Genomic DNA, 23,999 nt, shown 5'->3' with positions numbered 1-23,999 from the left:
ATCTACCCTTTCACAGCCCCAGCAACCATACCCTTAATAATCTGCTTGCTGAATGCAAAATATAATACAACAATAGGTGCCATAGTAATCAGCATAGCAGCCATGATCTTGGGATAGTCCGAGGAAAACTGCCCTGTAAACTGTGTCATAGCAAGAGGTACTGTCTGAAGTGCTGTATCCTTAATCAATACCAAAGCAAAAGAAAACTCATTCCAGCAGCTAAAGGTCTGCAAAATTGCCACTGTAACCATAATCGGTCTGCAGATAGGCATAATTACCTTAAACAAAGTTCCTGAAAATGAAGACCCATCAATAGCAGCCGCCTCTTCCAAAGCCGTTGGAATCTCCTTAATAAATCCCTGACACAAAAATACTGCAATAGGAAGCCCAAATGCCACGTAAGGAATAATCAGAGTAAACCACTGATTTGACAGCCCTGTTTTATTAAATACCACATAAATAGGAACCAGAAGTGAGTGCACCGGGATCAGCATTCCCATGAGAAGCATAACCCATATAATCTTGCTTCCTGTAAAGCGGATTCTCGCCAGAAAATATCCTACTATAAATCCAAACAATACAATAAAAAACACAGAGAGAACCGTTGTTCTGACACTATTCATAATGGAATCCCCGATATGATAGTCAGGATTTGTCAGCACTTTTACAAAGTTCTCCAGAGTAGGATTTGAAGGAAGTCCGATAATATCTCCGTTAAACTCTCTCTTTACCTTTAGAGAAGAATACAGCATCCAAACCAGTGGAAAAATACAGGACAGAGAAAAAATCCACATGATCAGATTCAAAACCACTGATGTTATTCCGTTTCCAATTCTTTTGCCTGTTGTCATACCATAAGATTTTCCGCTCATACTCTATTACTCCTTTTCCCTGATGACTGCACTCTGGAAGAACTGCATGAGTCCGATGATCAACATACCAAGTACAAAGATACCTACAGAAATAGCACTTCCGTATCCCATATTCTGCTGTTTAAAGGACACCGTATACCCATACATTGCCATAACCATAGAAGAATTACCCGGACCTCCGGCTGTCATAACATAAATATTATCGAATGCCTTCATATTACCTGATACACAGAGAACAATACACACAGCAATGGTATTTTTAATCATAGGCATAACCACATAAATAGCACGCTGAAATGCCGTTGCTCCGTCCAATTCTGCCGACTCCAGAATCTCCTTATCAATAGCAGAGGTTGCGGACAGCAGAATGATCATATAATATCCAATAAACTGCCAAATCAAAGGAATAGCTACCAGGGTCATAACAAGCTTTGGGTTATTCAGCCACACCTGGGTCTTGTCCTCCTGTCCCATAGTTTCCAGAAACCAGTTAAGAATACCCCTTCTGTTGTCATACATCATCGTCCAGATAAAACCTACCGCTACAGCGGAAACCGTACTGGGGAAAAATCCGAAGGTTCTGTGAACTCCTTTTCCCTTTATAAACCGTGTGCTGATAACCATGACAAATACAAATGCAATCCCCACCTGCCCGATAACACACAAAATAACCAGATAAATATTATGACCAAATGCCTGCCAGAAGGTAGTATCCTTCAGCAGAGTCACATAGTTTTCTAATCCGATAAAGCTCTTATTAGGACCGCCTTTCCACTCAAATAAGCTGTAAAACAAAGAAGTGCCTAAAGGTACAAATACGGCGAATATGTACAATAATAAAGGAATAATCAGGTACCCTATAATCACTTGGGTCTTTGGCTTTTTTGATAACATAAAACTGCCTCCTTTTACTTGAAAAGGGGCTGACGCTTACGCCGCCCCTTCTGCTGACAATGTTGAAAATCAATAATTTTCTTCGTATGCAGCCTGTGTCTTCTTAACAACCTCTTCAGGTGTTGTATCCCCATTTAACATACTCTGTACTTCTGTATTAAGCACTTCCCAAACTGCACTGTTGATATAAGAATCGTAGATTTCACATGTTTCTGTATCTACATAAGAATAATTATAGAAATCCTGCGTATACTGGTCAAAACCACTTAAATCCACTTCTGTCTGTGTAAGTCCCTGAAGAGCATAATTTTCTCCCACATACTTTGCAAATGCAGGTCCTGTTACATATTCTGCAAAATCAATTGCTGCCGCAAGCTTGTCCGGGTCATCTGCAAGCTTTGCACTAATTGCCACTGCATATCCCAGTCCGATATTCTGTGTATCTGAAGCACCATCTGCTTCTTCCGGCTGAGGAAGAACTGCAAAACCTGTGTTTTTATAAAGCTCAGGGTCCTCTTCCTTTAAGGTTGCCTGGATATAGCTTACATCCCAGTTACCACAGATATAAGAAGGAGCATCCTGTGAAATATAGTATTCACGGGCATCCTCGTTTCCAATAGCATTGAAATCTTCATTAAAGATTCCCGATGCAAAAATATCCTGTGTAAATGTCAATGCATCCACAAACTTCTGATCTTCAAAAGAAGCTCCTCCCTTGTCAACTAAAGACTGGAACCAGTCACTGCCTGTAAAACGGTCTCCGATAACAGACAAGAAGCAGGAATTAATCTGCCATTTGCCTCCGTTTCCAAATGCAATAGTTTCAGAAAACCCGTTTTCCTTAAAGTATTTGTCAGCCTCCTTTACGTCCTCCCAGTTATCCGGAAAAGAATCATATCCCGCATCTTTCCATGCCTGTTTGTCATACATTACAACTGTACAGGTACCTGTTGTCAAAACCGGAAACCCGTAAGTTTTTCCATCCACTGTAAACGGAGTAAAAAAATCTGTATTGTAGGAATCATAGTAAGGCGATTCCTTAATAATATCTGTCATATCCAAAACAAGCCCCTGCTCTGCCCAGGCTCTTGTATTCATTCCCTGAAGCAGAAATATATCCGGCAGGTCATCTGCTGCTGCCTGTGTAGCAATCTGTGTCTTATAATCATCATTAGAAAGTACGCTTTGATTCAGTGTAATATCAGAATGTGACTTCTCCCACTGAGCAATTACAGAACGGAATCCGTCAGAGCCTCCATTTCCTTCTGATTCTTCTGAAGTAGAATAATGCATAAGAGAGAGCTCACCTTTATAACCCAGTTCATTGTCCGCACCCTCTGCTAATGCTGAGTCATCTTTTTCACTTTCTTTTTCATCGCTCTGTGACTCTGCTCTTTCCTTGTTCTCCTTAGTTTCTCCGCTTCCTCCGCAACCTGCCAGCATACTTGCCGCTACCGCTGTGCTCAATAAGATACTGATCATTTTACCGCGCTTTTTCATTTTAATCTCCTCCTGTAAATATATTTAATCTCTCTATCTATAACCAGTAGAACGTGCTACTGACTATAATCTTTAACACTGCTTCGGCAGACATTATATAACAGAAACCGACTCTCCCGGCTCCACTCTTCCGTCCACCACAACCGTTTCTCCTTTTGTTTCCATTTCGGGAAATTCTATTCTGTTGATCAGCTTATTGCCTGCCTGTATTCCCATAGAAACTGTATCTTGATTAATCGTCGTAATTCTGGGTCTGATAATGCTTGCAATGCTTATACCATCATACCCGGCAATAGATATATCTTCCGGCACACGAATACCCATTTCCTGTATAGTGCCCATCCCTCCTACTGCTGTCAAATCATCTGGATACAGAATACATGTGGGCTTCTCAGGCACAGATAGAATTGCTCTGGTAAAAGCCGCGGCACGCTCCACATCACGGTAAGGACAGCTATATATATACGCTCTCACCAAAGGAAGATCGTGCACCCTCATAAAGTTCTTGTAAGCTTCCAGCCTATCTCTTGTAACTTCACAGTTCTGACCATGAATATAAGCAATTCTCCTATGTCCTCTCTCATAAACGAACTGTAGCAGTCTGCGCATATCTCCACGCTGATTAGAAGCAATATTGATATGCTTGGGAAGTACATGATCTACAACCACCAATGGTATATTGGAAACCAGAAGATCTCTGACCTCGCTTAGGTGATAATCCGCACAAAGAATAAACACTCCGTCAAACCTCATGTACTTACACTGTTCCATATAGGAAAGCCTGTTGGGAGAACTACTGGCATTTAAAAAGGTCAATACATATCCTCTTTCTTCTACCGTATCCTTAAAGCTGTTCAGAATTCTTGCTAAATGTTCATGCATAAGCCCCTGCCCCGTTGTCTCAGACAGCAATACTCCGATGTTCCTTGTATGTTTACTTTTCAACGTTGATGCCATATAATTTGGTACATAGTCCATTTCCTTTGCCACTTTGCGTATTTCCGCCTTCTTTATACTGCTGATATCCGGCCTGTCATTCATGGCTTTACTGACTGTAGAAATAGAAACATTGCACATTCTGGCTATATCTTTTAGTGAAATATTCTCCTTCATCTGCTTCCATCTCTTTCTTCAATTACCAAATCGTTTTCTTAACTAATATTGTCGTTTATAAACTATATTTTCGCAATATTGTTTTCGTAATTGCCATTTTTTTGTGCAATAGTTACAGATATACTTTTGATTTCCTATCTTTTCTTTTGCTAAATCTTATATATTTTCATTTTTTCGATTATATTTTTACGAAAACTTTTCGTAATTTTAAGAATTTTTTTCTTATTTACTTTATTTTCTCTTGTATTATTTTATTTTTCTTGTTATAATCGCCTTGTATTTGGGTTCAAATACATATTTTCTATACAATCTGCCCGATTATACCTGAAGATGTAACTAAATCGTTTTCTTTTGTAGATTACCGATCAGGAGGGTTCTTATATGATGAAACATGGATTTTCCATAATTCTTTTCAGGGAATATACCAGGATTCAGAAGATTCTCTCTCCCCGCTTTTAAGTGAAATTCAATAATTCTATATTCGTAAACATTTAGGAGGAAGACGATGATAAAACAATCTTTAAATGCCCAATGGCTCCTGCAGAAAAAAGGCTCCGCAGAAGTATTCCCTGCCTCTGTCCCTACCAGTATCTACACCGTATTGGCAGAAAACGGACAGATACCCCAGCCTTACTGGAAAGGAAACGAAGACCTTGTAAGGGATGTAATAAACGATGACTTCATTTACACCTGTACCTTCACTCCCTCAAAGGAACTTCTCAAAGAGGATACTGTATTTCTGCATTTTGACGGGATTGATACTCTAGGTGATATTTATCTCAACAACGTTCATCTCGGAAAAACTATAAACATGCACCGCACCTGGGAATTTGATATAACCTCTCATTTAAAAGAAGATGGAAACCAACTGCAGGTTGTACTCCACTCACCTTTACTGGCGGCAGAGAAAGCCTTTGACCAATGCCCTACAAGAGGCACCGAGGATGCTTGGGACGGTTTCAGCCATATCCGCAAAGCTCATTACATGTACGGCTGGGACTGGGGTGCACACTTACCAGATGCCGGAATCTTCCGCGATGTCACACTCCTGGGTATTACAAAAGCACGAATTGATTCCATGTATATAACCCAAAGACATGAGAGCGATAAAGTAACCCTTAAATTCTCTCCCACCTTTCTATGCGCAGATAATTTAAACAACTTCTGTACACTGAAAGAGCTAAATACTCCCGACAGCCCGGATTTTTCCTATTCCGTCACTATAACCGACCCTGACGGCACTTCCGTTATCCTGACGGAGAACCCGATAGAGGCAGACATCCAATCCCCGAAGCTCTGGTATCCCAACGGACTTGGAGAACAGCCCCTTTACACGGTCACCCTGGCCCTTACATATAAAGGAAATATCCTTGATCAGTGGCAAAAGAAAATCGGACTGCGTACCCTGACTATGTCTACGGAAGCGGATGAATGGGGAAACTCCTTTGCTCATGAGATAAACGGTATCAAAGTGTTTGCTATGGGCGCAGACTACATTCCTGAGGAACACCTTCTGGGAAGAATCAGTTCTGAAAAAAGACGCCAGCTTCTTATTGACTGTAAACTGGCTAATTTCAACAGCGTCCGTGTATGGGGCGGTGGTTATTATCCTGATGATGAATTTTTTGATCTTTGTGATGAGCTTGGTCTGATTGTATGGGAAGACTTTATGTTTGCCTGCTCAGTATATGAGCTGACACCAGAATTTGAAGAAAACATTACCCAAGAATTTATTGACAATATTAAGCGTATCCGCCACCATGCCTGTCTGGGACTGTGGTGCGGCAACAATGAAATGGAATCTTTTGTAAATGACGGAGAATGGGTATCGAAGCCCTCTGAGGTCCGGGACTATTTATTTATGTATGAGCGGATTATCCCCCAGGTTCTGAAGCAATATGACCCAGATACGTTCTACTGGCCCTCCAGTCCCTCCTCAGGTGGTTCTTTTGACGCGCCTCAGGACCCGGACAGAGGAGATGTTCATTTCTGGCAGGTGTGGCATGGAAACAAGCCGTTTTCCGAATACAGAAAATACTTTTTCCGTTACCTCTCAGAGTTCGGCTTTCAGGCTTTACCTTCTGTGAAAACCATTCAAGAGGGCATAAGCGATGATCCGGATGATTGGAATATATTCTCCTATGTTATGGAAAAGCATCAGCGGAATAACGGGGCAAATGGTAAAATAATGGGATATCTCCAGCAAACTTATAAGTATCCATACGACTTTTCCTCTATGATATATGCCTCACAGCTTTTACAGGCTGACGGCATCCGCTATGGGGTGGAACACTTCAGAAGAAACAGAGGAAGGTGTATGGGAGCCGTATACTGGCAGTTAAACGACTGTTGGCCTGTAACCTCCTGGTCCTCCATAGATTATTACGGGCGGTGGAAAGCACTTCATTATTACGCCAAACGCTTCTTTGCCCCTGTGATGATCTCCTGCGAGGAGCAGAACTGGATGACAGCCTCAGCAGACATGAACCGACAGCACTTTGCTTTTGAGAAATCTATTCATCTTAATGTAACAAATGAAACCACCCTCCAACGTCATGTAACCGTAAAATGGGCACTGCGCAATGCTGATGCTTCAATTGTCAAAGAAGAACTACAGGAAATTACAGTGGCCCCATTTTCTGCTTACTGGCTTGATAAGGTTCTTTTACCTGAAATAGACGTGTTCAATCAGTATATCAGCTATGAAGCAGCGGAAAATAATGAAATTTTCTCACAGGGAACTGTGATTTTCTCCTATCCCAAATACTTTAACTACCTAAATCCAAATCTTCAGGCAACAATTAAAGGAAATGAAATCATAGTTGAGGCGGACACTTATGCCAAAAGTGTGGAAATCCTGAACAAAAAGGAAGACCTGGTACTGGAAGATAACTATTTCGATATGAACAGTGGAATACGAAGAGTCAAAATTCTCAGAGGTAAACCGGAAGAACTTCGTATTAGAAGTGTCTATGATATTGGAAGAACTTGCTGTTAGCCTAATACACAGCGCCATCTCTATTTTGAAAATATCTGACACAACTATATCCAGAAACCACTACAACATAACAAACAGGAAACCGCAAAAAAGGCCGTCTATACCCGGAAAAACTCGGACAGACCGCCTGGCTTAAATCCCCTTATTTAATTATTTTTACTCCCCTCGAAACACCCTGTAGCTCTCCTGCAAGGTGTTTCCCTTTGTATTTATAAAGAAACCGGGCGGCGTTGGAATTCTCGCCCGTTTGTTATTGAGTTAGTCTGTTCTGAACTTGGATCGTCTCAATACGCCTAGCCTGGCTTGTAGTGCCTGCCACAGCCCCGTCACAAACCCAGAAAGACCAACCATTTTTCATCACCCCCGCGGAAGTTTTCAAACTATTATCCAAAAACTGCCTCCTCCAGCATGGCACACAGCGTATGATACAGGGGCAGGGTATACTCCTGAACGCGGTACGTCTCTGCTGACGGCATCCGAAAACATATATCACAATATTTTGAGAGCACGGATTCCTTCTCCCCTGTGATTCCCAACACTTTCATCCCTTTTACTTTCGCGGTCTTCGCTCCCTCCACAATATTTGCAGAGTTTCCGGATGTAGTGATGGCTATGAGCACATCCCCCTGCTGTCCGTAAGCATATACCTGCTGCGCGAATATCATATCAAAAGAGGTATCATTTCCCACTGCTGTCATCAAAGACGTATAGCTGTTAAGGGAAATAGCGGGAATCCCCTGCTGCAGCCTCCCTGATAAGGCCTCTCCCCCTTCCAGGTTCCTGAACTTTTCCTTCTCCTCATCCGGCAGTTCGCGCTTCAGCAGAAAGCCTTTCATCAGTTCTCCCACAATATGTTCCGAATCCGATGCACTGCCTCCATTTCCGCAGACCAGGATTTTTCCACCGCTTCGGCAGCTCTGCAGAAGCAGCTCAAAAGCTGCCCAAACAGGCTGGTCCTTCAAAACAGGATGATCCTCCTGGAATTTTTCATACACTGCACACTCTCTGCCCATTTTTACCTCCCTGGATCCCCACGGAAAGTGCCGCATAATCACCGATTTTATTTCCCAGTTTTGCGGGTACGATCCTGCATCCTTCTCTTGAAATAGCCAAAGCCTCCTGCTCGATCACTCTCTGCGCACATGGCCATAACAAATCTTCACTTCTTTCATAGACGCTTCCCAGCACAATAATCTCCGGATTCAGAATATCTATAAGGATTGCAAGTCCTCTTCCCAGATAGTATCCACTGGTTTTATAAATATCAAGCGCCAGAGGGTCACCACTCTTTGCAGCAAGAGCTACCGTCTTAGCTGACAATTCCTCAATCTGTTCAAAGCTCTGGCAAAAAGATGGGCGTTCACCTATCTGCAGCTTCTCCAGCACCTTCATCCTGGCGATCTGGGCAATTCCTCCGCCGCTGCAGAACCCTTCAAAAGAACCGGATTTGCCAAACCCCACAGGACCGCTCTCTGTCATTCTCACATGTCCGACTTCCCCGGCCATATTGTTAGCGCCATTATACAGTTTTCCATCCAGTATAAGGCCGGCGCCCATACCTGTGCCATATGTAAGGAATATCACATGCTGATATCCTCTGGCTGCCCCGAATTTCCATTCGGCCAGCGCACAGGCATTGGCATCATTCTGTATGTATGCGGGAACCTGAAACTCCTTTTCCATAATATCCACAATAGGTATATTGTCCCATCCATATAAATTGGGGGGATTTTTCACCACCCCCTTTATATGATCCAAGGGGCCTCCGCAGCTTATGCCTATTGCCTGCAGCCGCTCTTTCCAAATATGGTTTTTTCCAAGCAGTGCCCGGACTGCACCAAATAAATCCCGGATCACACAATCCGGCCCTCTCTTAGCCTCTGTAGCAAAGCATACTTTGTCCAACACCCGGCAGTCCTCGTCCGCTTTTCCAGCTTCACCCAGCACCACTGCGCATTTTGTGCCGCCTATATCAATACCGATCACATAGTCGTCTTTCATATTTCAATCTCCTCGCAGGCATTCTATTGGGGCATCACTCTTCCCATTCCAGGAAATTCACCTTGGAAGGCTCTGCATCCATGGATTCACTGACAAAAAATGTTTTGATCTCATACGGTTTAAACTCCGCATGAATGGTTTTTTCAAGGAAATGCAGACAAATATCAGCCCTGCATTCCTTTCCCTCTGTCTCATAAAGCCTGACAATATATCCCCTGTCCTTCTCCGCCTTTTTCAGGGCAGACAGCACCACATGGGACTCACTCACTGTCATGAGTTCTGCCTTCTGGGGATAGTCACCTTTGTGATACGTCTCTATGACTGTGACACAGGGCTGGTTTAATTCTTCTGCCCGCTGCACCAGATGTGCCTCTTTCCCAGTTCCCAGATGGGGAACGATGGTATAACAGAAATTCTGTATTCCCTGGTCTGTGAACTGATAGTCATCCTCCTCCTCATCCAGAATATAAGGATTATGATGTGCATACACAGGACTTCTCAAAACTGTCATTTCCATGCAGTTGTGCTCCATGCAGGCACTGTATTTACAGTCATTTAAAATACCCACCCCACAGATAACCTTATGATTGCCCTCCTGCATTCCTGATAGGTCCATCCAGCGCTGTACCGGTTCCTCCTCCCCATTGCAGGCTTTCTCAATACAGCCAAATGGAATCTCGTATATTCCTCTGTACTGGTCCAGCGCAACCGGGAACTGGATTTTTACACACCGGAAGTTTTCCTGCCAATTGATTTTTGCAGACACCCTGACAGAACTGTCTTCCTTATATAATGTATATATCTGTACCAGTGTGGAATTTTTGTATTTGCTGATGACCCGGATACTGCTCCTTACCGGCCCGTCCTCTGTCTTTTTCACGGACTGCGGGACAAAGAATCCCTCTGTCTCATGAAACCTTGTGACACCATGGCTCCACGTATCCGAATTGTCCTTAACTACCACAGCTCTTCCGAAAACCCCGTCGCAGTATTCAATCTTGTTTTCCTTATCCCAGATTGAAACCATTGCCCCTGTCTTCTCCTCAAACTGTACACGGACTTTTTCATTTTCCAAAACCAGTGCACAAGGGGCATGTTCCTGCTCCTGTTCCGGCTCCACTGCATAAATGCGGAACACAGCATAACCAAGGGAGGGCACACAAGCCTGAAACACAATGCGGTTTCTTCCGTTCACCTTAGCATCGGAAGAAATTTTTTGTGACGGTACCACATGGCCGCTGCTGTCTTTTACAATATAAGATTCTCCTCTGCAGGAATTGCCGAACATTCCTGTCTCCACTTCCACGTATTCCTCCACTTCCCATCCATGGGGATTAAACACCACTGCAGGAAGCATATTCTCTTCCTGCTCAATTCCAATATGGAAGGAGATGGCCTGCAGGCTGTTATTCTCGTTTCTGGCTGCGATCGACAGCGCCTCCCCGAATTCATTTCTGGTATCTTCATATGCCTTTTGAATACTGGTCCCTGCCAGGATATCATGGAACTGGTTAAACAGGACACGCTTCCATCCCTCTGTCAGTCCCTCCGTATAGCCATGTCCGGTAATAAGCTTTGACATAACAGAAAATTTTTCTGCCCTCAAAAGAGCATTCTCCGCCTTCCTGTTGTAACGCTTCACCTGAGATTCCGCACTGTAACAGCCACTGGAATGATGCTGCAAGTCTCCATGTACTACCGGAAGTTCATATTTTCTTTCCCTGAGTTTCTCAAAGTAAAAATCCGGGTCAGCAAAGATAATCTGGATGTCATCCCATTCCTTTTGAAGCTTTTTCACAGTCTCAATATTTTCGATGGTTGGGCCGCCTCCATGGTTTCCCACACCATAAAAACACATCAGCTCATCCACACCGGCGTCAAACTCTTCCTTGCAAGCCCTCATATGGTCCTCCAGCCTGCCGAACGTACAGTAGGAAAATGGAAGCCGAAAAGCGTGCACCTTTGAGCCATCATCTGATTCCCAAATAAAATTTCTGGCGGGCAGACCCTTTTCATGAGGCCCCGGACGCATAAACACATAATTTTCCATGCCTGACAACTGCAGAATCTGAGGCATCATACCCTGATGTCCAAAGCTGTCCACATTATATCCGGTTTTGGCAGTCACACCAAATTTCTCTTTAAAATAATTCTGGGCAAGCAGGGCATGGCGGGCAAACGATTCCCCACAGGGAATATTGCAGTCCGGCTGCACCCACCAGCCCCCGCAGATCACCCAGCGGCCTTCCCTTACTCTCTTTTCAATCTCTGCAAACATCTCCGGATCATTTTTTTCGATCCACTCATAAAACTGCGCGGAACTTGACGTAAATATTACATCCTCATATTCACTCAGCCGTTCCAGCACTGATCTGCAGGTGGCTTTATTTTCCTGGAATCCCTCCTGCCACGGCCAAAGCCATACAGGGTCCAGATGCGCATTTCCGATCATATACAATTTTTTCATAATTGTAACCTCCCAATCTTAGAAATATAGACATTACGGTTCTTACGCTTCCATCCTCAAGCCCGACAGTAAGTTCCTGGCTCAGTATGCTCCATATCTGTGCACGGGGAAGCGTGTTGCCGGCCACGGAGTGAACCGTAACGTGCAGGTGATCGCAGTCAGCCTTTTGAGGCTCCGGTCATTGCAAATCCCTTTGACATATAGTTTTGTGAAAAGAAATATAAAACAAATACAGGAAGCATGTAGACAATGGAATAAGCCGCCAGTTGTCCATAGATAACCTGTCCGCGTTCCCCAAAGAAGCGGTAAATATTCACGGCAGCCGGTATTTTCTCTGTGGACTGCAGTAAAATGAGCGGTACAAAAAAGTTTCCCCAGCTCCCCACAAATGTGAACATGGCAACTGTAAATAAACCGGGAAGCATCAGCGGCAGCACCACATGTATCATACTCTTGACTGCGGACGCACCGTCAATCCACGCCGCCTCCTCCAGATCAACGGATACCCCGTCCAGAAAATTTTTCATCATCCAGATGCCATAGGGAAGCCCTGATGCTGAAAGGAAGATAATAGTTCCCCACAAGGAATCAACCAGCTTCATCATAATAAACATCTGATAAACAGGCACCATCACCGCTGTTATGGGAATAGAGGTCAGGAACAGCATCCCCATGGTGATCTTCTGTCCTGTCTTCAGCTCATATCTTGACAGGGGATATGCTGCCAGCAGGGAACACACCAGAACAACGCCTGTCTGTACAACAGAAATAAACAAACTGTTCAGGAACCCCCTCTGGTTTTTGGCATCTGTGAGGATGACCCTGAAATTTTCAACACTCATATGCTTTGGCACTGCGAACGCCTGACTGGCTTCCGGATTAAAAGCAGCAAATACCAGCCACAGAAGTGGAAGCAAAAATGCGCCTGCAATTATCAGCAAGATCATATAGGGAATAATTTTCTGTACGTTTTTCTTGTTTTTCTTCATGATGATCCCCTCCTAATTGCCGTCGTTTGCACGAATCAGCCTGATATATACAAGACTCAGCAGAATCCCGATCGCCAGAATAAAAAGGGCAATGGCCATGCCGTATCCTATCTGATATGCAATGAACGCTTTTTGATACATAAATATAGAAAGTGTTGTTGTCATAATAGCCGGTCCGCCTCCTGTCATGGCAAACACAAGGCCAAATGCTCCCAAGGTTGACAATGTCACGATCACGAATGTAGTGGCCATAGTGCTTTTTATCATGGGCAGTGTAATTCTGAGCAATATCTGAAATCCATTGGCACCGTCAATTTTAGCTGCCTCCACAATATCATCTGATATGTTATCCAGGGATGCCTGGAACATCATCATGGAATAGGCTGATCCTTTCCATATATTTGCTATGACAACACAGGCCATGGGAAATGTAAAGAGCCAGGAAACCGGCGATATCCCCAAAATACCCGTGATCTTATTCAATGTACCTGCATCGGCAAAAAAGGAGCTGAACATAAATGCCGCGATCACTTCCGGGGTGATCCAGCCTGCCACTACTGTAAAGCCGACAAATTTCCGAACCAGTCTGTTCTTCCCTCTCATTAGGGATGCCAGCAGAAATCCCAGACACTGCTGCCCAATAATACCTGAAAACACCAAAAATACCATCGTATTCTTTAATACAGTAAGAAGTTTCGGGTCTTTGAAAATCTCAATAAAATTCCTGAACCCTACGAATCTCATTGCCTGTGCGGAACTTCCCGTCAGTGAAATGTCCGTAAAAGAAAAAAAGACAGTCATGATCATGGGGCCTATAAAGAATACGCCAAGCAGTAAAATTGATGGGGAGAAAAAAAGTGCCGTCTTCCATATCTTTCGTTTTTCTTGATTTCTTGTTCCAACCATCCTCAGTCTCTCCTTTAAAGATTCAGCTTGGAGCAATGCTCCAAGCTGAATGTAGATCCTTTATTTCACAGTCACGTTTTCCTCGCCCACAATTCTTTTCATCTCTGACTCAAAAGCCGCTGCCGCATCATCCGGACTAGCGCTTCCCATGGCAATACTCTCCACCACCTCTGTAAACATGGTTGTCAGAGTGGAATATCCCTCTACGGACGGTCTGAAATGTGCATACGGCAGCATCTCGCCGGCCTCTTTTACTACAGACATTTTCTGTGATAAGTATGTTTCATCCTCCATCACGTCTTTACGCACAGCCAGGTCTCCTGAGTACATGGCGTATTTAAGCTGGCTTTCTTTCCCTGCAATGAATTTCAGAAGTTCTTCCCCGCCGGTTTTATTATTGGCATTCTTTGGAATCGCCCAGGTCCAGCCGCCGGACATGGTGCTGAAACCGTCACCGCTTCCGTCATATGTGGGAATCTTAGCAGCCGCCCAGGTATCAAGACCTTCCGGCCATTCATAGGTTCTTCCCTCTCCCCAGTTTCCGGGTACCCAGCTTCCCGTGAAGATCATGCCCAATTTTCCGTTTTTCATATAATCACTAACGAAAAGGTCTTCCACCTTCTGCTGTGATACAATACTGAGAGGCGCACCGATTTTCTCCACATTGTAAACATCATTTACAAAATTATAGACCTTCAGTAAATTCTCTTTATCAACAACCCATTTCTTTGTATCAAAATCATATAAGGTTCCGCCTGTTCCTGAGTAAAGCTCCTGGAAGGTTCTCATAGAGGTCTCCTCCGGTGAAGTTTTGGATGCATACAGGAAAAATGGGATAAATCCTTCGCCTCCAACCTCTTTCAGCTTTTTGCCGGCCTCAATGATCTCATCCCAGTTCTTTGGCTGGAAAGGTACAGAAACCCCTGCTTCCTCCATCAGCTTCTTGTCATACCAGAGACACTGAGTGTCCGTGGAAAACGGAACCCCGTACTGCACACCGTCAGCACCTTTGGCGCCGTCCAGGATAGCCTCCTCAAACTGGCCCGCATCCTCCCAATTCTTCATAAATTCATCCAGCGGTTCCAGATAACCGGCCTCCGCGTCAGACATGATCATAAACCCATCCTCGGTTATTAAATCAGGAGATGTCTCCTTTGACTGCATCATCATTGTGATTTTTGTGTACATGTCAGAGCCATTGACGATTTCAATGATCTCCACCTTCTTTCCCGGGTTCTGCTTCTCATACTCATCTGCCAGCCCTCTGTAAAATTCAACACGGTCTGCCCCCACAGCCATCTTGATCACGTCAGACTCAGCGGAACTGCCGCCGCTTTCCTCTGTCTCTGCTTTTTTTGTCTCATCTGCCGGTTTATCACCCCCGCTTCCGCATCCAACCAATGACACACACATCATCGCTGCCAACAGACCTGCAATTTTCTTTTTAAACATATAAATACCTCCTCCTTTACACCAAAACCAGCTTTCTGGTTTCTCTTTTTGATGAGTACATAGTAACATCGTTTTACTATAAAGTCAATTTATTTTACTATATAATGTGCATTTCGACATTTTTAACATTTATTCAGCAAATAATTTGTACAGTTTTCATCTTTTATACCTATATTACCGGTATATAAGTAAACTATCCGTACTATTGCCTTTTATTAACATCTATACTATAATGAATTTAAGAATACAAAGTCACTATGCATTATGGGGTTTTATGCTTCTTTTCTGCCTGCTCTCCCACAAACGCAAAGTCTGATTTCTGTAACTGTTCGGTAGATCTGCGCATTCCCTGTGCTGACCGCAGGAAAGCATTTTGCGTCCAGGCAAAACTCCCATCGCCAATGACGATTCTGTACGGATTTTTGCCTGTAACCGTAAGGGTGCCGGACAGCTGCAAATTTACTATATAAAGGCGGTATTATATGATGGAAAAAACCGGATCAAATATTCAGGACGTGAAATCGAAAAATAGAATGCTTGTTTTAAAGCATATAGCAACAAGCAGTGGAATTTCAAGAGTGGATATTGCCCGGAGTACCGGGCTGTCAAAAATGACGGTAGGCAACATTGTTACAGAACTGCTCAGCTCCGGTCTGGCAGAAGAAACCATAAATGTTTCCAATAATACTTCTGCAATTTACGGACGCAGACCTATCCTTCTTACCCTGGCCCAAAACTCCCCCTGTATCTGCGGGATGCTGATCAAAAGAAAACTGTTTCAGATCATTCTCTCTGATTTGGGCGGCAGGATTTTTAAACAGGTGGATTATCCTTATGACACACTGGACAGCTCAGAAGACCTGCTTCAGATTTTAACAAAAGCCTATTCAGAATGTGCGGAAAGCACGAAACGGCGTATCATTGCAATTGGTATCGCTTCCCTTGGGCCATTGGATTCCTCAAAGGGAATCATACTGAATCCCCCTTATTTCTATGGTATCGAGAATCTGCCCATTGTTTCTATCATCAGTGAAAAGACCGGCCTGCCTGTATTTCTGGTGAACGACGCCACAGCAGGGGCTTTTTCAGAAAAACTGTTTGGATCGGGCACCTCCATATCTAATTTTGCTTATCTTCATATTATGAATGGAATCGGAGCCGGTTTTATTTTGAATCATGCTCTATATGACGGGGATTCGGGGCAGAGCGGCGAGATAGGCCATACCTCTATTAATTTTGACGGCCCCCTCTGTGCCTGCGGCAACCGGGGATGTCTGGATCTATATGCCAACCTGGATAACCTGCAGCAAAGGATAAAGGAACTTGCCCCCTTTTACCCCAGCTCTCCCTTATCCATCCCCAAGACACCAGGCTGGCTGGATATTATATCCTGTGGCAATCAGCAGGACCCCCTTGCAGTCACCGCGCTGGAGGGATTCTGCTCCTACATCGCCTATTCCCTCAGCAACACCCTGAACCTGCTCAACCTCTCCACGATCATCGTGGGGTATGATTCTGATGGAACCAACACCATCATCGAGGATCTGCTGTATCACAAACTCTCCAGAATTACCCTGACAGCCAAATTCAATCCTCTTTCTATCCTCCATTCCACATTCGGAGGCAACGCCCCGCTCATTGGCTCCGTAGCCCTGGCAGCGGACAAGGTTTTCAGCGGTCATCTGGCACTGCTGGAACTGGAGACACTATAACGCATAAATGGTGCTACATCCTTCTGCGCAGGAAGGAAAGCAGGATCAAAACTGCCACAATAGGGAGCACCACCGGTAAAAGCGCACTGACAATACTGATGATCAGAGCGATCACACCCAGCACGATCAAAATCCCCAGCGCCAGATGTACGGTTGGGTTATTGTGCATCTTTTCCTGCACATGGTGGAAACCGCCGCCGGAGCTCTCACTCCCGCTCTGGCTGTAGGTGGTCTGGTTGTATGAAGACTGGCTCCCATGACCTTCCTGGTGACCAGTGCCGGACGCGCCGGAAGTCTCCAGTATCGTGCGGGCGATCAGCCGGGGATCTCCCAGGCGTCCTGTCACCTCCGCCTCAGATGCACCTTTTTTTGTCTCATCGCTTATATATTGGTCGTAATATTGTACATGTCCATTTACCACATTTTGAGGAAGCTCTGAAGCTAGCGTTTCCCGCAGTACCTCTAAAAATTCTCGTTTGCTCATGGCATCAAAATCCTTTCCTGTTATACCGCCATCTTATCATATCTTTCCCAAAAAGTAATGATAAATCATTAAAGTTTTTATTAAAAGAAAAGAAAAATCCGCTTGTCACTGCCGGGGATTTCCCAAATATAAAAACTCCCTGCGGAAACTGCATCAACAGTTTCCCACAGGGTGACCTCAATTCTAACGTAATACGGAACCAAGCGCTCCATATCCCAAAAAGCACATGATGATCGTGGCTATACAGAGTCCCAGCAAAATGGCGGGAACGGACTTCTTCAAATCCACTTCCAGAAGGGATGCGATCAAAGCTCCTGTCCATGCTCCGGTACCCGGCAGCGGGATTCCCACAAACAGAACAAGTCCCCAGAACTCATATTTTTTAATCTTGTCACTCTTTCCCATGGCCCTTTTTTCCAGCTTCTCGATCAGAGGGCGAAACACTTTTGTCTTCTTCAGCCACTTAAAAATCTGTCTGATAAAAAGCAGAATGAACGGGATAGGGATGATATTCCCCAGAATACAGGCAATGACAGCCTGAAGCATGGGAATTTTCAATACGGTTGCCAGTAAAAGTCCGCCCCTCAGCTCCAGTATGGGAACCATGGAAATCAAAAAGACGGCTGCTTCCGGTGTCAGGAAGGACGGCATGTTTTCAGCAAACCAATGTACTACGGATTCCATTAAAACCTCCTGTTACTTTACCTGGAATTCTTCAGCCAGGGCTTTGAAGCCAGGCATAGAATTCATGATTGTTTCGTAGGATACACAGTAAGCGATCCGCACATAACCAGGGCAGGCAAAGGAAGATCCCGGAACGATCAGGATATTATGCTTCTTCGCCGCCGCACAGAAGGTCTTCTCGTCCTCCACCGGGGATTTTACGAACAGGTAGAATGCGCCTTCCGGTTTAATGCACTCAAATCCCAGTTCTTTCAGTCCATTGTATAAGGCTTCCCGGTTACGGTTATAAAACGGTACGTCTACTTGGGCATCCAGACACTTTGCGACAACTTTCTGCATCAGGGACGGGGCATTGACATATCCGAGAATACGGGTAGCCACGTTCGCTGCTGCAATTACATCCTCAGCCTCACTCACTTCATCCGGAATCACCAGATATCCGATACGCTCACCCGGAAGGGACAAGGACTTGCTGTAGGAATAACCAATGATAGCATTTTCATAGTATTTTGTCAAATACGGAACCTCAATTCCATCATAAACCAGTTCTCTGTAAGGCTCGTCCGAAATGAGATAAATATCGCTTCCCAGCTCTTTTTCTTTTCCGCGGAGGATATCTGCCATCTTCTTGATCGTATCCTCAGAGTACACAACACCTGTGGGGTTATTGGGGGAGTTGATGATCACAGCCTTGGTTCTGGCAGTGATCTTTTGCTCCAGTTCTTCCAGGTTCGGCTGGAATGTCTCTGTATTCGGGCTTACAACCACGATTTTACCGTCATAGTTTGTGACATAGCTGTTGTACTCACCAAAATACGGTGCAATGACGATCACCTCGTCCTCCGGGTTCAACAGGGTTTTCAGGATAACGTTCAATCCTCCTGCCGCACCTACCGTCATAATGATATTCTGTTCTCCAAAAGAAGTGCCGAATTTTTTATTAATGGATGCGGCGATAGCTCCCCTTACATCCTCGTATCCGCTGTTGTTCATATATCCGTGCAGCACAACCGGATCTTCTTTCTCCAGCTCCTCATAGACTGCCTGCTTCACCTCCGCCGGCGCCGGGACATTGGGGTTTCCAAGGCTGAAATCATATACATTCTCAGCACCGTATTTGGCGGCCATAATTTTGCCTTCCTCAAACATAGCCCGGATAGCTGAACTGTTTTTTACCAAATTCACCATTTTATCTGCTATCATATCATTACTCTTCCTTTCTATGTAGTCTTTTATTCGGATACCTACGATTATACCATTTTCCGTCCGCCAAAATCAACGTTTTAACACATTAAATCAAAAAATTATTTTTTTACACAAAGGACAGCTTATAGAGGCTGCTGTACAGACCCTCTCTCTGCATCAGCTCCTCATGGGTCCCCTCCTCTGCAATCCCATCGTCAGTCAGGACGAGTATCCTCTCTGCCTTACGGATCGTGGACAATCTGTGCGCAATGACAAAGGTTGTCCTGTCTTTTGCCAGGCTTTCCAATGACTGCTGTACGATTTTTTCGCTCTCATTGTCCAGTGCGGATGTGGCTTCATCAAAAATCAGGATCGGGGGATTCTTCAGGAATACTCTGGCGATGGAAAGCCTCTGCTTCTGCCCTCCGGAAAGCTTGACCCCTCTTTGTCCGATATCCGTGTCATAGCCATCCTCCAGGCCCATAATAAAATCATGCGCATTGGCGGCCCTTGCTGCACGAAGCACCTCCTCGTCCGTTGCATCCGGTTTTCCATAACGTATATTCTCCATGACCGTTCCCGCAAACAGATATACATCCTGCTGTACAATACCAATATGATTTCTCAGACTCTGCAGCTTAATGTTTCTCACATCCATGCCGTCCAGACACACACTTCCGCCGCTCACATCGTAAAACCTGGGGATCAGACTGCAGAGGGTTGTTTTTCCCGCACCGGAACTTCCCACAAGAGCCACATATTCTCCTGCCTTTACCGTCAGATCCACATGGCTGAGCACTTCCTCCTGGCTCTCCTCATAGTGGAAAGAGACATCCCTGAATGCGATCTCTCCCTTCACATCCCCCAGTTCCACTGCATGGGGTACGTCCTTAATATCCGGCGCGATGGCCATGATCTCCAGGAACCGGGAGTAACCGCTGTATCCGTTCTGGAACTGCTCTGTAAAGGTGATCAGCTTTTTCACAGGATCTGTAAAGTTATTGATATACAAAAGCACGGTCACCAGGTCCTCCACAGGCATTTTCCCTCTAGTCATAAAAAACGCACCTACCAGAAGCACCGTGATGGTGATCAGGGTAGTGAATGCGCCCATGCCGGAGTTATAGGTTCCCATGTATTTATAACTACGTTTCTTGGAGTCCACAAAGCGCTCGTTGCCTTTCTGGAATTTCTTCATCTCTTCCTTCTCGTTGGCAAAAGATTTCACCACACGGATACCGGAAAGGCTGTCCTCAATCTGGGTATTGATATCCGCGATCCGCGCCCTGTTTTCCCTGAATGCTGATTTCATCTTCCTGTTATAAATAAAAGCATAGATAAGAAGGAACGGCACAAACAGGAAGGCTGACAAGGCCAGTTTCGTGTTAATAAACATCAGAATAATAAACGCACCGATAAATTTAATGATAGAGATCACCAAATCCTCAGGTCCATGGTGCAGCAGCTCACTGATGTCAAACAGATCAGAGGTGATTCTGGACAGAAGATGTCCAACCTTTTGGTTATCATAAAATGCAAAAGAGAGCTTCTGGTAATGCCCAAATATCTCGTTGCGCATATCCCGCTCGATCCTTGCCCCCATAATATGACCGTAATAGGCAATATAATAGTTACAGAATGCCTCCACCAGCACAAGGGCAACCATAAAGATCCCCAGCTTCATGATCAGTTCTGTGGCCTCCCGCACAGGCTGGTTCACCACTGTGCTGGTGATATAGCGTACAATCAGAGGAATCACCAGCGTGATCCCCGCTCCTAAAATCGCAAAAAACAGGTCAGAAAAAAACAAACCCTTATAGGGCTTATAATAGCTGACCAGTTTTTTCAGTGTATTTCTCATCTCTTTTTGTCTCTCCTTTTCTTTCTCGTGTCTATTCTGGGTTTTCGTATAATCTCAGACAACTATTCCGTAGATCTGCGCATTTACTGCGCTGACCGTAGTTACAATCACAGTATAAAACAGGACACTGCTTTTGGCAATGTCCTGTTTTATAAACTTTCACACAGGGAAACTATCCCTGAGACATAAGGCTCCATACCCCGTCTGGTTATTGGGATAAGGCCCTCCCAGGAGATGGCGTGCCCCCCTTCGCAGATATGCCTTCACTTTTTCCCCGTAAAGAAACGGATCATTTCCTCTGACGATCCCCCATTCCATCAGCAGAGCCGCCGAACCGGTGACAAAAGGCGCCGCAAATGAGGTGCCGGTTCTGGAGGTATACCCCCCGTTTGGCGCTGCTGTTGTAATATCCACACCCGGGGCAGCGATATCAGGTTTTACCATATTGGTGATCCTGGTAAAACCCCGCCCTGAAAAATCAGCGTAAGCCTGGTATCTGGAATTATATGCCCCAACCGAGATCACCCTTGCGGCTGTGGAGGGGATGGTAAGCGTTATCTCCGGCACGGGAAACAGGAAACGCGTACCTTCATTCAATGCCGCGCCTCCCGGCATCCACAAATTGTATCTGCCGTCCACAATCCTCCCCGGTATCAGGTTGATTTTCCACACGCCGCTGTCAATGTAAGTATTCTGGGGGATAAAGTCAATGAAAATCTCCTGGGACAGACTGAACGGACTAGGTTTCCCATAATAGATCAAAATCTGGGTGGTTCCCAGATTAAAGCGCTGAGGCCCCAGTATTTCCTGAAACGGCCCGGCCACCTGACCGTTAGGATGCTGAAGGGAAATATCCATCTGGTCCACATACTGCTTCCAGATCTGTATATTCATCCCAGTCTCATAAGCGCCGATCTGAAACGACGCCGCCTGGCTTTCCCCCTGCCGGAGGGTCCCTGAGGTGTGCACTGCCTTGTTTCCTTCATTCCCCGTTCCCACGCATATAACTGTCCGCCCAAGATTGGAGGCGTTGTCCAGATATGCCTCTATGAGAGATTCCCCGCTGTGGGAACCATAATTATTGCCAAAGCTCAGATTCAGGGCAAGCGGCATTCCCATGGCGATGGACTGGCGGATGCAGTAGTCAATCCCCTGCATCAATTCCGTGGTCCTTGGAAATCCCTCCATCTGCGGCGTCCCCAATTTCACCGCTATGATCTGGCTCTCGGAGGCCACACCTCTGTGAAGCCCCCCGGAAGCCCTGCCGTTTCCTGCGGCGATTCCCAGAACACCTGTGCCATGCCCGCTCAGATCACGGCTTGGGACCGCTGCATACCGCTCCGCCGCCGTCGGTTTCTGAAGCGCCTCATCAATCTGCTCCTTTGTATACTCTGTTCCAATGACATAACCAGCTGGGGGATTCCCGGGCACAGTCTGGTCCCACAGTCTCAGGATGCGGCTGCTCCCGTCTGCATTGCGGAAATCCGGATGGGCATAATCCACCCCCGAATCCACACAGCCCACAAGAACACCTGCCCCAAAAAGCGGCTGTCCCAGTGGTGAAAACCCGCTCTGCACCGGATTAATGCAGGAAGCCGCGCGCCCCTGCTCCACCGCGAAAAATAACCGCTTGGGCATTTCAATAAATTCTACCTGGGGATATTCCGAAAGACTGTCAATCTGGCTCTCCGGAACCGAAAGTATGGCAAATCCCCCCAAAAGCTCCACAGCCTGTATCTCCGGGTTCAGCGCCCCCTGTAGACTTCCGGAATATTTTACAATTAAATCCCACCTTCTCTCTTCCGGCTCAAACCCCACATCCAGTACAAGGGACTTTTCCCGTTCCTGCGGTGTGGCATCCAGGGCCAGATTCAAAAGATTTTCCAGCTTCTGATCCTGCATAACAGCTCCTGGTTTTTTGCGGTATCTCTCCATTATATGCAAAAGGGGCGGCCAAAATCTGTCTTTTTCCAAACAGATTCTGACCGCTCCCTTTATATTATGTATTTAGCGCTTTTGTCTTGGTCATAACATGGTACGGACCTGCCACGAAGAACACACCGCCTATCATATTACCGATGGTCACAAATAAAAGATTATAGAAATAACCTCCTACACTGACTGCTGCATCCCCTGCGTTTAAGATTCCAACTGCCAGAATACTCATATTGGCAATACTATGCTCAAATCCGCAGATCATAAATACGAAAATACACCAGAATACCATGATCAGCTTTCCTGACTCGGATTTCATCTTTAATGCGCACCATACGGCAAGACATACCAGAATATTACAGAAGATTCCCCTTACCAGAAGCTGTACGGGTGTCAGAGACATCTTTGTGGCAGCTACCTGTGCAAAATAAGCTCCTATATCTCCTTTTGGTACTCCGGTAAGCTGGAAGCCAACAACACCTAACAGGGAACCGATAAAGTTTCCGATATAACATAAGATCCATGCCTTGACTGTCTTGCCCCAGGGTACACATCCACTGAAGGATGCACTTCCAAGAACCATATTGTTGCCTGTAAACAGCTCGGCACCCGCCATAATAACAAGGCTCAATGCTGCCGCAAACGCAAAGGCCTGCACTGCTTTCAGCATTGGGGAACCCGCTGCGTTCAATGGTGTTCCCAGAGTAAACGTTACAAAACTTCCGAAGGCAATGAAAAGCCCTGCAGTGATGGAGGATACCATAAAACCAAAGGTATTGTTCTCCATGAAGTTTATCTTACCTTTCGCCGCATTACAGACTGCACTGAATTCATCAAAATACATATATTTTCCCCCGCTTCTTACGCTAACGTATGCATACAAAATTCAGGTACGGCTTTAACCGTACCTGATTTCATCTTTATTCAGTTTTCAATATGGAATTTT

The 23,999-nt window shown here is 45.3% G+C and carries 19 protein-coding genes; 2 read left to right on the top strand and 17 right to left on the bottom strand.

Features of this window, described 5'->3' with window-relative positions:
* Positions 1–2 precede the first annotated feature (2 nt).
* From A4V09_RS23515 to A4V09_RS23500, 4 genes are all read right to left on the bottom strand, one after another.
* Positions 3–872, bottom strand: a complete 870-nt coding sequence (locus A4V09_RS23515; protein ID WP_242963898.1) for a carbohydrate ABC transporter permease — start codon at positions 870–872, stop codon at positions 3–5.
* A 6-nt stretch (positions 873–878) separates the two neighbouring features.
* Positions 879–1,766 (bottom strand): carbohydrate ABC transporter permease, encoded by an 888-nt coding sequence (locus A4V09_RS23510; protein ID WP_065544477.1) that lies wholly within the window; start codon positions 1,764–1,766, stop codon positions 879–881.
* A 69-nt stretch (positions 1,767–1,835) separates the two neighbouring features.
* Positions 1,836–3,266 carry an ABC transporter substrate-binding protein gene (locus tag A4V09_RS23505; RefSeq protein ID WP_065544476.1) on the bottom strand — a complete coding sequence of 477 codons (1,431 nt, stop codon included), beginning with the start codon at positions 3,264–3,266 and terminating at the stop codon, positions 1,836–1,838.
* A 93-nt stretch (positions 3,267–3,359) separates the two neighbouring features.
* Positions 3,360–4,379: a LacI family DNA-binding transcriptional regulator gene (locus tag A4V09_RS23500; RefSeq protein ID WP_065544475.1), complete on the bottom strand. Its 1,020-nt coding sequence runs from the start codon at positions 4,377–4,379 to the stop codon at positions 3,360–3,362.
* A gap of 505 nt (positions 4,380–4,884) precedes the next feature.
* On the opposite strand from A4V09_RS23500, the gene A4V09_RS23495 reads away from it, so the two are divergent.
* On the top strand, positions 4,885–7,377 hold the full coding sequence (locus A4V09_RS23495) for a beta-mannosidase (RefSeq protein ID WP_065544474.1): 2,493 nt from the start codon (positions 4,885–4,887) through the stop codon (positions 7,375–7,377).
* 250 nt (positions 7,378–7,627) lie between these two features.
* Here A4V09_RS23495 and A4V09_RS26915 read toward each other — a convergent pair whose 3' ends face one another.
* The 7 genes from A4V09_RS26915 to A4V09_RS23460 all read right to left on the bottom strand — a co-directional run bounded on the left by A4V09_RS26915 (position 7,628) and on the right by A4V09_RS23460 (position 15,192).
* Positions 7,628–7,735: a hypothetical protein gene (locus A4V09_RS26915; RefSeq protein ID WP_408606845.1), complete on the bottom strand. Its 108-nt coding sequence runs from the start codon at positions 7,733–7,735 to the stop codon at positions 7,628–7,630.
* A gap of 25 nt (positions 7,736–7,760) precedes the next feature.
* Positions 7,761–8,390, bottom strand: a complete 630-nt coding sequence (locus A4V09_RS23485) for a D-sedoheptulose-7-phosphate isomerase (protein WP_065544473.1) — start codon at positions 8,388–8,390, stop codon at positions 7,761–7,763.
* Positions 8,365–9,378: an ROK family protein gene (locus tag A4V09_RS23480; protein WP_065544472.1), complete on the bottom strand. Its 1,014-nt coding sequence runs from the start codon at positions 9,376–9,378 to the stop codon at positions 8,365–8,367. Before A4V09_RS23480 ends, A4V09_RS23485 begins: the two co-directional genes overlap by 26 nt.
* A gap of 34 nt (positions 9,379–9,412) precedes the next feature.
* Positions 9,413–11,845, bottom strand: coding sequence for an alpha-mannosidase (locus tag A4V09_RS23475; RefSeq protein WP_065544471.1), 2,433 nt, complete (start codon positions 11,843–11,845; stop codon positions 9,413–9,415).
* A gap of 158 nt (positions 11,846–12,003) precedes the next feature.
* Positions 12,004–12,834 carry a carbohydrate ABC transporter permease gene (locus A4V09_RS23470; protein WP_065544470.1) on the bottom strand — a complete coding sequence of 277 codons (831 nt, stop codon included), beginning with the start codon at positions 12,832–12,834 and terminating at the stop codon, positions 12,004–12,006.
* 12 nt (positions 12,835–12,846) lie between these two features.
* Positions 12,847–13,740 (bottom strand): carbohydrate ABC transporter permease, encoded by an 894-nt coding sequence (locus tag A4V09_RS23465; protein ID WP_065544469.1) that lies wholly within the window; start codon positions 13,738–13,740, stop codon positions 12,847–12,849.
* Between the two features lie 60 nt (positions 13,741–13,800).
* A complete protein-coding gene (locus A4V09_RS23460) occupies positions 13,801–15,192 on the bottom strand; it encodes an extracellular solute-binding protein (RefSeq protein ID WP_065544468.1) in 1,392 nt (463 codons plus the stop codon).
* A 482-nt stretch (positions 15,193–15,674) separates the two neighbouring features.
* Here A4V09_RS23460 and A4V09_RS23455 point away from each other — a divergent pair, with 482 nt between their 5' ends.
* On the top strand, positions 15,675–16,904 hold the full coding sequence (locus A4V09_RS23455; RefSeq protein WP_065544467.1) for an ROK family transcriptional regulator: 1,230 nt from the start codon (positions 15,675–15,677) through the stop codon (positions 16,902–16,904).
* Between the two features lie 13 nt (positions 16,905–16,917).
* Here A4V09_RS23455 and A4V09_RS23450 read toward each other — a convergent pair whose 3' ends face one another.
* From A4V09_RS23450 to A4V09_RS23425, 6 genes are all read right to left on the bottom strand, one after another.
* Positions 16,918–17,388: a DUF1700 domain-containing protein gene (locus A4V09_RS23450; RefSeq protein ID WP_065544466.1), complete on the bottom strand. Its 471-nt coding sequence runs from the start codon at positions 17,386–17,388 to the stop codon at positions 16,918–16,920.
* A gap of 183 nt (positions 17,389–17,571) precedes the next feature.
* Complete coding sequence (locus A4V09_RS23445; protein ID WP_065544465.1) at positions 17,572–18,072, bottom strand: COG2426 family protein; 501 nt, start codon at positions 18,070–18,072, stop codon at positions 17,572–17,574.
* 12 nt (positions 18,073–18,084) lie between these two features.
* Positions 18,085–19,275, bottom strand: a complete 1,191-nt coding sequence (locus A4V09_RS23440; RefSeq protein ID WP_065544464.1) for a pyridoxal phosphate-dependent aminotransferase — start codon at positions 19,273–19,275, stop codon at positions 18,085–18,087.
* A gap of 109 nt (positions 19,276–19,384) precedes the next feature.
* Entirely contained in the window at positions 19,385–21,118 is a 1,734-nt protein-coding gene (locus A4V09_RS23435) for an ABC transporter ATP-binding protein (protein ID WP_065544463.1), read from the bottom strand.
* A 159-nt stretch (positions 21,119–21,277) separates the two neighbouring features.
* On the bottom strand, positions 21,278–23,020 hold the full coding sequence (locus A4V09_RS23430) for a S8 family peptidase (protein WP_065544462.1): 1,743 nt from the start codon (positions 23,018–23,020) through the stop codon (positions 21,278–21,280).
* A gap of 97 nt (positions 23,021–23,117) precedes the next feature.
* Positions 23,118–23,897 (bottom strand): formate/nitrite transporter family protein, encoded by a 780-nt coding sequence (locus A4V09_RS23425; protein WP_065544461.1) that lies wholly within the window; start codon positions 23,895–23,897, stop codon positions 23,118–23,120.
* Positions 23,898–23,999 lie beyond the last annotated feature (102 nt).

The sequence above is a fragment of the Blautia pseudococcoides genome (assembly GCF_001689125.2).
GTDB lineage: Bacteria > Bacillota > Clostridia > Lachnospirales > Lachnospiraceae > Blautia > Blautia pseudococcoides.
This window is presented reverse-complemented; position numbering and strand designations above follow the sequence as displayed.